At 61.4% G+C, this 12,191-nt stretch carries 14 protein-coding genes; 9 read left to right on the forward strand and 5 right to left on the reverse strand.

Going from position 1 to position 12,191, the window contains the following annotated elements; genetic code table 11:
• Positions 1-25 precede the first annotated feature (25 nt).
• Positions 26-535: a methylated-DNA--[protein]-cysteine S-methyltransferase gene (locus ACMO9O_RS02070; protein ID WP_418981960.1), complete on the forward strand. Its 510-nt coding sequence runs from the start codon at positions 26-28 to the stop codon at positions 533-535.
• A 225-nt stretch (positions 536-760) separates the two neighbouring features.
• Here ACMO9O_RS02070 and ACMO9O_RS02075 read toward each other — a convergent pair whose 3' ends face one another.
• Together ACMO9O_RS02075 and rd are read right to left on the reverse strand one after the other, a co-directional pair.
• The gene (locus tag ACMO9O_RS02075) at positions 761-1,369 is read right to left on the reverse strand and encodes a superoxide dismutase (RefSeq protein ID WP_418981961.1); all 609 of its coding nucleotides are present in this window, start codon (positions 1,367-1,369) and stop codon (positions 761-763) included.
• Between the two features lie 50 nt (positions 1,370-1,419).
• On the reverse strand, positions 1,420-1,587 hold the full coding sequence (rd, locus tag ACMO9O_RS02080; RefSeq protein ID WP_418981962.1) for a rubredoxin: 168 nt from the start codon (positions 1,585-1,587) through the stop codon (positions 1,420-1,422).
• A gap of 121 nt (positions 1,588-1,708) precedes the next feature.
• On the opposite strand from rd, the gene ACMO9O_RS02085 reads away from it, so the two are divergent.
• From ACMO9O_RS02085 to ACMO9O_RS02095, 3 genes are all read left to right on the forward strand, one after another.
• Entirely contained in the window at positions 1,709-3,085 is a 1,377-nt protein-coding gene (locus tag ACMO9O_RS02085) for a tryptophanase (protein WP_418981963.1), read from the forward strand.
• 179 nt (positions 3,086-3,264) lie between these two features.
• Entirely contained in the window at positions 3,265-3,525 is a 261-nt protein-coding gene (locus ACMO9O_RS02090) for a GlsB/YeaQ/YmgE family stress response membrane protein (RefSeq protein WP_418981964.1), read from the forward strand.
• 4 nt (positions 3,526-3,529) lie between these two features.
• Positions 3,530-3,856 (forward strand): hypothetical protein, encoded by a 327-nt coding sequence (locus ACMO9O_RS02095; RefSeq protein WP_418981965.1) that lies wholly within the window; start codon positions 3,530-3,532, stop codon positions 3,854-3,856.
• Positions 3,857-3,987: 131 nt separating this feature from the next.
• Here ACMO9O_RS02095 and ACMO9O_RS02100 read toward each other — a convergent pair whose 3' ends face one another.
• Together ACMO9O_RS02100 and ACMO9O_RS02105 are read right to left on the reverse strand one after the other, a co-directional pair.
• Positions 3,988-4,422 carry a PepSY-like domain-containing protein gene (locus tag ACMO9O_RS02100; RefSeq protein ID WP_418981966.1) on the reverse strand — a complete coding sequence of 145 codons (435 nt, stop codon included), beginning with the start codon at positions 4,420-4,422 and terminating at the stop codon, positions 3,988-3,990.
• A 122-nt stretch (positions 4,423-4,544) separates the two neighbouring features.
• A complete protein-coding gene (locus ACMO9O_RS02105) occupies positions 4,545-5,411 on the reverse strand; it encodes a VIT1/CCC1 transporter family protein (protein ID WP_418981967.1) in 867 nt (288 codons plus the stop codon).
• A 322-nt stretch (positions 5,412-5,733) separates the two neighbouring features.
• Between ACMO9O_RS02105 and ACMO9O_RS02110 the strand changes: the two genes are divergently transcribed.
• From ACMO9O_RS02110 to ACMO9O_RS02130, 5 genes are all read left to right on the forward strand, one after another.
• Positions 5,734-6,984, forward strand: coding sequence for a spondin domain-containing protein (locus ACMO9O_RS02110; protein WP_418981968.1), 1,251 nt, complete (start codon positions 5,734-5,736; stop codon positions 6,982-6,984).
• A gap of 60 nt (positions 6,985-7,044) precedes the next feature.
• Positions 7,045-7,275, forward strand: coding sequence for a hypothetical protein (locus tag ACMO9O_RS02115; protein WP_418981969.1), 231 nt, complete (start codon positions 7,045-7,047; stop codon positions 7,273-7,275).
• 42 nt (positions 7,276-7,317) lie between these two features.
• Positions 7,318-8,091, forward strand: a complete 774-nt coding sequence (locus ACMO9O_RS02120) for a hypothetical protein (protein WP_418981970.1) — start codon at positions 7,318-7,320, stop codon at positions 8,089-8,091.
• A gap of 81 nt (positions 8,092-8,172) precedes the next feature.
• Positions 8,173-9,138 (forward strand): manganese catalase family protein, encoded by a 966-nt coding sequence (locus tag ACMO9O_RS02125; protein ID WP_418981971.1) that lies wholly within the window; start codon positions 8,173-8,175, stop codon positions 9,136-9,138.
• A gap of 109 nt (positions 9,139-9,247) precedes the next feature.
• Positions 9,248-10,690, forward strand: coding sequence for an alpha-amylase (locus ACMO9O_RS02130; RefSeq protein WP_418981972.1), 1,443 nt, complete (start codon positions 9,248-9,250; stop codon positions 10,688-10,690).
• Positions 10,691-10,757: 67 nt separating this feature from the next.
• On the opposite strand, the gene ACMO9O_RS02135 is transcribed toward ACMO9O_RS02130, so the two are convergent.
• A complete protein-coding gene (locus tag ACMO9O_RS02135) occupies positions 10,758-11,759 on the reverse strand; it encodes an aspartate-semialdehyde dehydrogenase (protein ID WP_418981973.1) in 1,002 nt (333 codons plus the stop codon).
• Between the last annotated feature and the right edge of the window lie 432 nt (positions 11,760-12,191).

The raw sequence follows: 12,191 nt of genomic DNA on the forward strand, positions 1-12,191 counted from the left end.
AAGTTGAAACCTTTTATCATCACCTATGAACTACATCCGCTGCATCCAAACTCCCATCGGGCCGCTGCGCATCGAGACCGACGGGCAGGCCGTCACCCGGATCCGCTTCGGCGGCGATCCGAACGGCGATTCAAGCATTGAACCAAACAGTGATCCGAATGGCGATCCCAACAATGGGGTCGATGAGAGGGCGGACACGCCCCTGCTTCGTCAGGCGGTTCGAGAGCTGGAGGAGTACTTCGCCGGGCAGCGGCGATCGTTCACCCTGCCCCTTGCCCCGGCCGGAACGCCTTTCCAATGTGCCGTATGGGAGGCGCTGCGGCAAATCCCCTACGGCCAGACGCGCAGCTACAAGCAGATCGCCCAGCAGATCGGCCGTCCCGCCGCCTGCCGGGCCGTCGGCATGGCCAACAACCGCAACCCGATCCCCATCCTGATCCCCTGCCACCGCGTCGTCGGCGCGGACGGTTCGCTGACAGGCTATGCCGGCGGGCTGACGGTCAAAAGTCGCCTGCTGGCGATCGAACGCCCGTAACACCTGCAAACCGGCCCCGGCATCCAGTCCGGCCCTTCGGAACGAACATTCAGGACGGACGTTCGGGAGAGAAATTCTGAACGGCTGTTCAGGACGCCCCGACCTCCCGAACCTCTTAAACCTCCCGAACACCCCTCCCCAACGCCTCCGGCTAAGCACCTACCGCATCGAAAAACGCCGCCACCCCGAATCGGGATGGCGGCGTCCGCATCGGACCCGGCGCAGCTACTTCTTCTCGAAGCGGTCGCCGATGGTTTTCCAGTCGATCCGGTTCCACAGCGCGTCCACGGCATCCGCGCGGCGGTTGCGGTAGTCGATGTAGTAGGCGTGTTCCCATACGTCGATGCACATCAAGGGTTTCATCCCCTCGCGCATCGGATTGCCGGCGTTGGGTTCGCTGACGACGACCAGTTTGCCCTCGCGGTCGGCGGCCAGCCATACCCACCCCGAGCCGAACAGCGCCACGGCAGCCTTGTTCATCTGCTCCTTCATCTTGGCGAACGAGCCGAAGCCGGCGTCGATGGACTCTTTGAGCGCTCCGGTGGGAAGTGCCTGCGGTTCGGGCGAAAGCTCTTCGAAGAAAAATTCATGGTTCCACGCCTGCGCGGCGTTGTTGAATACCGCGCCGTCGGCCGCGAGGATGATATCCTCGAGCGGCTGCTGGGCATAAGGCGTATCGAGGATCAGTTCGTTGAGTTTGTTGACGTAACCCACGTAGTGTTTGTCGTGGTGGAAACGCAGCGTCTCCTCCGAGACCTGCGGCGCGAGCGCGCTGTAGGCGTAGGGGAGGTCTTTGGGCGTGAAGCGCGCCTGTGTCATGGAGTCGGTTGCCATAATCGGGAAAAGGATAAATGAGACGATTAGCGAAAACATCGGACCGGGGATCACTGCTCTTCGAGCGGTTCGAACGCCCACTTACCCTCGCCGCAGACGGGACATACCCACCCGTCGGGCAGCTCTTCGAACGGGGTTGAGGGTTCGATGCCGTTTTCGGGATCGCCCAGCGCAGGGTCGTAAATGTATTCGCAGACGGTGCAACGATATTTTTTCATGGTGTGCGGATTAAATTTCACCGGTTGCGGAACAAATAAGATGCCGGGCGGAGATATCTCGAATAATTTTCGTATTTTTGAAGTAAATACCGACGATCCATAACCTAAAACCTATAATTCTATGACACTTCCGTATGCCGAACCCTACAAGATCAAGATGACCGAAGCCATCCGCACCTCCACGCGCGAAGAGCGCGAGGCGTGGATCCGCCAGGCGCATTACAACCTTTTCAAGCTGCGTGCGGATCAGGTCACGATCGACCTGCTGACCGACTCCGGAACCGGTTCGATGAGCGACCGCCAGTGGGCGGCGATGATGACCGGCGACGAGAGCTACGCCGGAGCGTCGTCGTTCTTCCGCCTGAAACAGGTCGTCGAGAGCCTCTTCGGCATGCCGTGGTTCCTGCCCACACACCAGGGCCGCGCCGCGGAGAACGTGATCTTCTCGGCGCTACTGAAGGAGGGGGACATCGTGCCGGGCAACTCCCATTTCGACACCACCAAAGGCCACATCGAGTTCCGCAAGTGCCACGCCGTCGACTGCACGATCGACGCCGCGGCCGACACGCAGCGGGAGCTGCCGTTCAAGGGCGAGATGGACCTTGACAAGCTGGAAAAGGTGCTCCGCGACAACCCGCTGGAGAAAATCCCCTGCGTGGTGCTCACCATCACCAACAATACCGCGGGCGGACAGCCCGTATCGCTGGCGAACATCCGCGGTACGGTCGAGGTGTGCCGCCGCTACGGCGTGCCCCTGCTGATCGACTCGGCGCGCTTCGCCGAAAACGCCTACTTCATCAAGATGCGCGAGGCGGGTTACGCCGACAAGACGATTAAGGAGATCGTGCGCGAAATCTACCAGTATGCCGACATCATGACCATCTCGGCCAAGAAGGACGGCGTAGTGAACATGGGCGGCTTCGTGGCCATGCGCTCCGAAGAGCTGTACCGCAAGGCCATGTCGTTCAGCATCATGTTCGAGGGGTACGTGACCTACGGCGGCATGTCGGGCCGCGACATGGACGCGCTGGCCGTGGGGCTGGACGAAAACACCGAGTTCGAACAGCTCGACGCCCGCATCCGGCAGGTGAAGCTGCTGGGCGACCTCTTGGACGAATACGGCGTGCCGTACCAGCGCCCTGCCGGAGGCCACGCCATCTTCATCGACGCGAAAAAGGTGCTCCCCAACCTGCCCAAGGAGCAGTTCATCGCGCAGACGCTGGGCGTGGAACTCTACCTCGAAGCGGGCATCCGCGGCGTGGAGATCGGCTCGATCCTCGCCGACCGCGACCCCGAGACACACGAGAACCGCTACCCGGCCCTCGAGCTGCTGCGCCTGGCCATCCCGCGCCGCGTCTACACCGACAACCACATCCGCGTGATCGCCACCGCCTGCCGCAACATCTACGAGCGCCGCGAGCGGATCACCACCGGCTACCGCATCACCTTCGAAGCGCCCATCCTGCGCCACTTCACCGTGGAGCTGGAGAAGATCTGATCCTTTCCTGCAAAGGATTCGTTCCGGGGAGCCGCACTGTCGTGCGGCTCCCCTTTTTCGCGTCGTCCGGCCGTACGGCATGCCCCCTCCAAGGCCCCGGCCGCGCCTTTCAGCCGATTGCAACCGCATCGGGTACGAGTTTTGCAGCTCGGTCGGTATCACTCATAAAATGTAACGCTATGTATTTTCTTTGGTACTTACTCATCGGATTGGTAGCCGGATGGATCGCCAACCTGATCATGAAAGGCAGCGGCTCCGGACTTCTGATCAACCTGATCGTGGGTCTGGTCGGCGGACTGCTGGGAGGGTGGCTCGTATCCCTGTTCGGATGGGTTCCGACGGGCACGATAGGGACCCTGATCGCATCGGTCATCGGCGCGGTCGTGTTGTTATGGATCGTGTCGCTCTTCACGCGGCACAAAACGGTTAAAAACTCTTAATTTTATGGAAAAGGATTATCGTGAAAGGGAGCATGAGCACCACGGACTGCACGAGGACGTGGAGAAGGCCGTGCACAAGACCGAAGAGCGCGGCCAGGAGGTGAAGCACACCATCCGCGAGGACGCGCAGAAGGCCCGCGACGCCGCCGAGGAGGCCGCGCTCAAAGCCGAAAACACCACCAAAGAGGGTATCCACCACGCTGCCGGCAAGGTCGAAGAGTTCGGCACGAAGGTAAAAAACGCCACCAAGGAGGGTGCGACCAAAGCCGCCAACGCGGTGGACGAGGCCGCAACCAAGGCGGGCCACCGGATCAAGGAGACGATTCGCTGACAGCGCTGGATGGACGACCGGAAAGGAGAAGCCGCACGGCTTCTCCTTTTTTTAGGGGCGGACCCGCCGCCCGTCCACGAAACAGGGCGGCCCGAAGTGGGTCGCCCTGCTGCGCTGCAAGGGACGCGAAGCTATTTGGAAGCCTTCACGAAGTTGCCGTCCTTGTCGAACGAAATCATGGTTCCGTTGGCGAGCTTCAGCTCGTAGCCGTCCTTGGTCGTCTTGATCATCTTGACCTGCTGGCCGCGGTAGGCGTTGCCCGTGTAGGTGCGGATGTTGGCCGGGATAGCCGTTGCGGGCACTTCGCCGTTCTTCATCAGAATCTCCGACCAGTCGCCGCTGCCGCCCTCGAACGACACCTGGCTGCCACTGTTGAAGTAAACCGTGTACTTGTCCCACGAAGCCTCGCGGTCCATCTCGACCGATTTGATCTTCTCACGCGGGAAGTTCTTCTGGATGAACTCCTGCGAGTTGTTCGGCAGTTTGCCGAATTCGACCTTCTGGGGCGCAGCGCTCACGCCGAATGCGGTGGCGGCACACACAAAGAACAATAAAAATTTTTTCATAGTCACACAAATTTTAGTGAATCTTGACAGACGGTGTTATGCAAATGGTATTCCAATCCGGGTCACCGGCCCGAAAAAGCGCGCATCGCGCCCCGTTTTCCGCGCCCCGCAGCCGAATGCACCTATATATTAATACCCGTAAGCGCCTTGAGCAGGTAGCCGATCAGAAAGCTGATCCCCGCAATGCTGAAACTCAGCACGGCCATCTCCAGAAAGCGGCGGCGGAACCGTTCGCGGCGCACCACGGCGTAATAGCCGTTGAACAGGGCGATGATCCCGAGCGCCGCCAGGAGCATCACCCCCAGCGCCACCACCGCACGCGTGAAGAGGATATAGGGGAGCACCAGCACCGCCACGGTGATGATGTAGGCGATACCCGTACAGACGGCGGCCCGCAGGGGGCGCTTCTCGGGGTTGCGGGCCGACTTGGTCGAGAGGTACTCCGAAGCGGCCATCGAGAGCGCTGCGGCGATGCCCGTGATCGAGCCGGTCAGCGCCACGATCCGCGCGTCGTTGAGCGCCAGCGTAAACCCCGCCAGCGCCCCCGTGAACTCCACCAGCGCATCGTTCAGCCCCAGAACCACAGAGCTGATGTACGAAAGCGGCGTCCCGGCCGCCAGCAGCGTCAGCGCCTCGCCGTGCTGCCGCTCCTCGCGGGCGATACGCCGGAACTCCTCCCCGTCCGCACAGCGCAGGTAGAGGCGCTCGGCCATCCGTTCGCCCTGCTCCAGCAGCCGGACGACGAAGGTCGGCCCCAGAATGCGGCTTATCCAGACGTAGGTCACGACCCGCCGCCGGTCGGGTGCTACCTCGCACCCCGTGCGGCTTCGGAGCAGCTCGCAGTGGCGCGCTTCGTCCTGCATCAGACGCAACAGCACCTCGCGCCGTCCGGCGTTCCGTTCCGAAGCAGCCAGCCGGCGGTAGACCTCGCACGAGGTACATTCGTCCCGCTGAAGTCCCAGCAGGAGCCTGGTCGAATTGTCATCCATCCATCGAGGGGTAAGGGGTGCGCCCGAAGAGAGCCGCCCGCATGGCCCGGATTGTGCAAAATATTTGCCGTTCTGCCCCCGGCGCCCCGCTCCCGCAGCCGGCGCGGCCGCCGCCGAAAATCCGCCGGGCCGTTTGCGCTCACCTGCAATGCGGTGCGATAAATCGTTCGCAAATTCTTCCGAAAGCTCGAATTGTGGCATTAATGATGTATAAAAATGCGTCGGAAAGGGCACGCATTAGTTAAAAAGAATTCTTTCCACCAAAAAATACCGTAACATCGGACAACCGATCATTTTGTTAATTTAATTATCATTTCTTACCATGAAAAAAAAGTTCTTCTCAGCCGTGTTCGCCACGGCATTGCTTTTCGCAGGTGTCGCCTTTACGGCTTGCGATGACGACGATGACGACAACGGGGCTCCCGGGACCAATCCGACCATCAAGTTCGAGAACGTAACCACCATGAAGAATTACGTGCAGAGCGGCACTTTCACCGGAGCGAATCCCGGCGGAAAGAGCACCTTCACGTTCCATGCCGCCAAGGGTGAGCGTCTGATGCTGGCCACGATGTACAGCTATTCGAACGACCTGTTCTTCGCACCGGAGAACCCGGGTATCCAGCTCTTCGACGATGCCGGCGTTCCCCGGACGGGCGTGATCGACAACGCGCTCAAACTGTGGGATAACGGCACGCGTGTCAACGAGCAGCCGGGTCCCTCCGTCAACCACCCGGGTACGGCCGAGGCAGGTGTGGTAACCGAAGTCAACGGACAGGATAAGGCCGGTCACAGCTATGTCCCCGCTACGCAGCTGATTCAGGTAAGCCTGGAGTTTGATGCCAAGCAGTCGCTCTTCACCTGCACGCTCACCAACATCTCCACCGACACGGCCAACGCAACCCCGTTCTCCAACGGCGTATTCGTCGTATCGAACGTGTTGGACGGCAACCTGGTGATGGACAAACCGTTCTTCGCCGTCGACCAGAAGTCGGGAACCGAACTGACCGCACTGGCCGAGGCCGGCAACGTGACGCCGCTCAATACGCTCGTAACCAGCCAGACGGGTATCATCACCACGCTGCACGGCGCTATCGTCGTTATCTACACGGGTGACACCAACCCCATCTACCAGCTGGGACAGAAGGATGCACAGCTCGGTCTGGCCGCGCTGGCACAGCGGGGCGATCCCTCGCCGCTGAAGACGTCGCTGGAGAAGGTTCCGCAGGTCCGCAAGATCTATGTGATCAACGACACGGTAGTTCCCGGCAAGGACATGTCGTGCAGCTACGAGGCAGCCGCCAACGAGAAGATCGCGTTCGCCACGATGTTCGGCTACTCGAACGACTGGTTCTTCGCCAACGGATCGGAGCTGAACGCCCTGACCAAAGGCGACGTGACGAGCAAGACGCTGCTGCTGGACGACGGTACGGCCGTCAGCCAGTACCCCGGCGCAGGTAACGCCCAGTTCATCTTCGGCGGCACGCTGATGCCCGACGACCAGCCCATCTCCGTGGTAGGCAACACCTTCCCGGTTCCCGCCGTGAACGAGCTGATCAAGGTCACGATCTATTAAACATTACGCATCGAACAATTCCGGAGCAGGCGACTGCTCCGGTTTTTAAACCGCAGAGACATGTTACACGCAAAACCGAAGGAGGGAAAAGCCACCGTGGCCGTCGAGAAACGGACCTCGCGCATCCCTTCGATGATCTACCTGATCGCAGGGCTGAGCGCCCTGGCCTCGTCCTCGTGCATGATGATGCGCGGACGGAAGTCGAAGGCGCTGCTCGTCGGCCAGTGGGCCGCCCCGCTGCTGATCATGGGACTCTATAACAAGGTAGTCAAGACCGAGGGGCACGACTGAAAGCGCCCCGCAACCGAAACAAACCAATTAAAATTCGCCACTATGAACGAAAACAAGAACCACGGAGAAGACCGTGAAAAGATGAACGACACCCAGATGGGTTCGATGAAAAACGGCAATACGAACACGATGAGCGGCAGCCAGGGCCGCGAGGACAACAGCGGCATGCACGCAGGCGGCTCGACGGGCAGCTCTTTCGAGCGCGAAGGGTCGGAGCATTCGTCGCAGACCGGATCGCAGACCGGCTCGCAGTCGGGCTCGGCGTACAAGCCGCAGACCGGTTCGCAGTCCGGGTCGGAATACGGCTCGCAGCACGGTTCGCAGTATGGCTCGCAATCCGGCTCGCAGGAAGGATCGCACGGCAGTATCGGCAGCCAGATGAACGAGCAGCACATGCACTCGGGACAGAGCGGCCAGCAGTACCACCGCCCCGAGGAGCAGCAGTACGGACAGAGCGGCCAGGGCAGCGAGAAGTATGGCCAGGGCAGCGAGAAGTACGGCCAGAGCAGCGAAAAGTACGGCCAGAGCAGCGAGAAGTTCGGCCAGAGCAGCGAAAAGTACGGCCAAAGCGAACATAAGTACGGCCAGGACAACCCCTTCGGTCAGGAGGAGAAGTACGGCCAGCAGAAGCAGCAGGGCTGCCAGTCGGGCGAGAAGTACGGCGAGAAGTGGAACCAGACCGGCGAAAAGCCGGGCGAGAAGTACGGCCAGTCGGGCGAGATGAAGCACGGCGGGCAGTACGGCCAGTCGGGTTCGCAGTCCGGCAAAGAGGGCGAGTGCGAGAAGGACTCCGTTTACGGTTCCGAGAAGCGGTAATGAGGCCGTCCGCCCCGGGGTCGGGTCGCAAGACCGGCCCCGCCGGCGGCAGCCGATCCAAGAACGATAAAACGAACGACTATGTTTTACCATTCCAAAGAACTCCAGTTCAAAGCCCGCGTTTCGAAGCCCGATCCGCGTTTCGCCCGGCTGCTGCTCGAACAGTTCGGAGGCGGGAACGGCGAGCTGAAGGCCGCGATGCAATATTTCGTCCAGGCTTTCGCCTGCCACAACCCCTACCCCGACAAGTACGACATGCTGATGGACATCGCCACCGAAGAGCTCGGACACCTCGAGATCGTCGGCGCCACGATCCAGATGCTCCTCTCGGGCGTGAACGGCAACCTGAAGGACGCCGCCGAAAAGACCGACGTATTCGGTGAAGGGACGTCGAAAGACGACATGATCCACTCGGTTTTTTCGGTCAACCCCCAGTTCGGCGTGCTGACGGGCGGCGGACCCCGCCTCACGGACAGCAACGGCGTGCCCTGGATGGGTTCCTACGTCAATGCGAACAGCGACCTGACGGTCGACCTGCGTTCGGACATCGCTGCCGAGTCGCGTGCCAAGATCGTCTACGAATATCTGATGCAGTTCACCGACGACAAGGACGTATTGGCCACGCTCAACTTCCTGATGACGCGCGAAGTGGCTCACTTCCAGCAGTTCGAAGCCGCGCTGGACACCATCCAGCCCAACTTCCCGCCGGGCGTGCTGCAAAGCGATCCGCGTTACAGCAACCTCTACTACAACAACTCGGTGGGTCAGGACGCCCGCGGGCCGTGGAACGAGGGCGAAAGCACCGGACTGGGCGAAGAGTGGCAGTTCATCGACAACCCGCGCACCCACGTGCTCGAGACCGACGGACTGACCCGGCTCGAACCCGAGGGGACCGACCGCACGGAGGCCTCGGTACGCAGCGCCGACCGCAAGCTCAGCAAGCAGCGCAGCCGCGAGATCCGATCGACGACCCCGGAGAAGAACCAGCAGTGGTGCGACTACTCCGAGGCAGAGGACACGCTCCGCGAGCCGGTCGAGCAGGATTGACAACCCTTCTGCAGGACGTGTACGAACGCTTCGGAACTTTTTCCGGAGCGTTCGCCGCGTTTTCGCATGCCCTTTGCAGGGAGGCGGTTATCAACTGAAAAACGAGCCTATGAAAAACGGAGTGATGATGCAGTATTTCGAGTGGAATCTGCCCAACGACGGAACATTATGGACGCGTCTGAAAGAGGACGCCAAACACCTGCACGACATCGGCGTGACGTCGGTGTGGGTCCCGCCCGCCTACAAGGCCGACGAGCAGCAGGACGAGGGGTACGCCGTCTACGACCTCTACGACCTGGGGGAATTCGACCAGAAGGGGACCGTACGCACCAAGTACGGCACGCGCGGCGAGCTGGAGGAGGCCATCGCCGCGCTGCACGAGAATAAGATTTCGGTCTACCTCGACACGGTGATGAACCAGAAGACGGGGGCCGACTACACGGAGAAGTTCATGGCCTGCGAGGTCGATCCCGAAAACCGCGAGCAGGTGATCGGTCCACCGAAGCAGGTCGAGGGCTGGACCGGATACACCTTCCCGGGGCGCGGCGACAAGTACTCCGATTTCAAGTGGCACTGGTATCACTTCACGGGAACCGATCAGGTCTACGAAACCGGCAAGCGGGCCATCTACCTCATTCAGGGCGAGGGCAAGAAGTGGAGCGAAGGGGTCGACGGCGAGAACGGCAACTACGATTTCCTGATCTTCAACGACGTGGATTTCGACCACCCCGACGTGGCGGCCGAGATGAAGCGCTGGGGCGTGTGGTTCGCCGAGACGCTCGACGCCGACGGCATGCGCCTCGATGCGCTCAAGCACATCGAGAACAAGTTTATCGGCGACTTCATGCACGCCCTGCGCGATGCGCGCGGCAAGGAGTTCTACGCCGTGGGCGAGTACTGGAGCGGCGATTTCACCGACCTTGAGGCTTACCTCGACGCCGTAGACCACTCGGTCGACCTGTTCGACGCGCCGCTGCACTACAAGCTCTTCCAGGCCTCGCAGCAGGGACGCGATTTCGACCTGCAGACGCTGCTCGCCGACACGCTGGTGGAGAAGTATCCCACGCTGGCCGTGACGTTCGTCGACAACCACGACTCGCAGCGCGGCAGTTCGCTCGAATCGCAGGTCAAGGCGTGGTTCAAGCCGCTGGCCTACGCGCTGATCCTGCTGATGAAGGAGGGCTATCCCTGCATCTTCTACGGCGACTACTACGGCGTGAAGGGCGAACTGTCGCCCCACCGGGTCATCCTCGACATCCTGCTCGACGCCCGCCGTTCGCGCGCCTTCGGCGAGCAGAACGACTACTTCGACCACCCCAACACGGTGGGCCTCACGCGCACGGGCGATCAGGAGCATCCCGATTCGGGGCTGGCGCTGCTGCTTTCGAACGGCGACGACGGCGAAAAGGTGATGGACGTGGGCGAAGCGCATGCCGGCGAGACTTGGCACGAGATCACGGGCAGTTTCGACGAAGAGGTCAAGATCGGCGACGACGGAAAGGCGCTCTTCAAGGTGCACGGCGGCAAGGTGGCCGTGTGGACCAAGAAGTGATCCGGCCGCATACAGCAGAGCGGGGCGCAGGCAGTACCTGCGCCCCGCTCGTTTTCCGGCACGTCTTTTACCGTCCGGCAAGCAGGCTTTCGAGAATCTGCACCGCATTGAGCGCCGCACCCTTGCGGATCTGGTCGCTCACGCACCAGAACGTCAGCCCGTTCTCCGAGGTAAGGTCCTGCCGGATGCGGCCGACATAGACGGGGTCCGTCCCTGTAAGGGGCAGCGGCATGGGGTAGACCTTTGCGGCGGGGTCGTCCATCAGCACCACCCCCTCGGCGCGGGAGAACGCCTCGCGCGCCTCGGCCGCAGACACCGGACGCTCGGTCTCGACCCAGACGCTCTCCGAGTGGGCGCGCAGCACCGGCACGCGCACGCACGTCGCCGACACGCGCACGTCGGAATGCATGATCTTGCGCGTCTCGAGGTGCATCTTCATCTCCTCCTTCGAATAGTCGTTGTCGGTGAAGATGTCGATATGGGGAATTAGGTTGTAAGCCAGCTGGAACGCGAACTTCTCCACGGTCGGCTCGCGGCCCGCCGCCAGGTCGGCGTACTGCCCGACCAGCTCGTCCATCGCCGCCGCGCCGGCCCCGCTGGCCGACTGATAGGTCGCCACATGCACGCGGGTGATATGCGAGAGCTTTTCGAGCGCATGAAGCGCCACGACCAGCTGGATCGTCGTGCAGTTGGGGTTGGCGATAATCCGCCACGGCGCGTGCTTCGCATCCTCGGCATTGACCTCGGGGACAACCAGGGGCACGTCGTCGTCCATGCGGAAGGCGCTCGAATTGTCGATCATCGTGGCCCCGTGGCGGGTGATCGTCTCCGCAAATTCGCGCGAGGTCCCCGCCCCGGCGGAGACGAGGGCGAAATCCACCCCCCTGAAATCGTCGTTATGCTGCAAGAGGCGGACAGCGATCTCCTCTCCGCGGAAGCGGTAGGTGCGTCCGGCGCTGCGTTCCGACCCGAAGAGCAGCAACTCGTCTATGGGCAGCGCCCGGCTCTCCAAAATCCGCAGAAACTCCTGCCCCACTGCGCCGCTGGCGCCCACAATCGCAATTTTCATGTTCGTATTTTTAGCTTGTTAAATAAAACTGTTTTCCGGACCCTACATGCTGCTTTGGTACGGTTCCCCTCGCCGCCTCCGGCGTCGTTTACAAATCTGACCCTCCCCTAAATCCCCTCCTCGGAGGGGACTTATATCCGCCTGCGGCGGAAAGGGTGCTGTTGCGGTCTTTCGCATCAACTCATCCGGTCTTGCGGCTCGAAGAGCCGGAGGGTCGTATTCCGTTCTTCTTGTTTTCGGCTGTCAAGCCGGCGGGCCGCAGCCTCCGGACGCGGAGGCCCAAGAGGATAGTCAACTGGACGGTCATGGATCGTCTCAACGTATGCCTGCTCCCACCTGCGGAACCTCGCGGCGTACCGCCGCGTTTATAAATCTGACCCCACCCCCGACCCCTCCCTCGGGAGGGGCGAAGAACCTCAGGTATAAATCTAT

This window comes from Alistipes sp., from assembly GCF_048465635.1.
Taxonomy (GTDB): Bacteria; Bacteroidota; Bacteroidia; order Bacteroidales; family Rikenellaceae; genus Alistipes.